The organism is Halorubrum sp. SP3, assembly GCF_005435195.1.
GTDB classification, from domain to species: Archaea; Halobacteriota; Halobacteria; order Halobacteriales; family Haloferacaceae; genus Halorubrum; species Halorubrum sodomense.
The window spans coordinates 1-216 of sequence record NZ_SGTU01000792.1 but is presented as its reverse complement, the minus strand read 5'-3'; the positions used below and the strand labels follow the sequence as shown (position 1 = coordinate 216).

Here is a 216-nt window from a genome sequence, read left to right as displayed (position 1 = left end):
ACCAAGCTCCAGCGCGACAGCAGCGATCTGTGACTCCTGAACCGGCGGCTCGGGACCGTCTTGGTCGGTAAAGGGGTTCGCGTCGCCACGGGTGATGTATCCCTGATCCGTTTCGTCGACAACCCGATGGGTGGTTAAGCCGCCTCCCTGAAGCTCCTGCGCCTCGAACGTGACGACATCACCCTCCTCGATGTCACCGGCGATCGCCGGCGGGAC

At 63.9% G+C, this 216-nt stretch carries 1 pseudogene; it reads right to left on the bottom strand.

Going from position 1 to position 216, the window contains the following annotated elements:
- Window positions 1-216 (bottom strand): annotated as a pseudogene (locus EXE42_RS18240) (signal peptidase I); the annotation flags it as partial.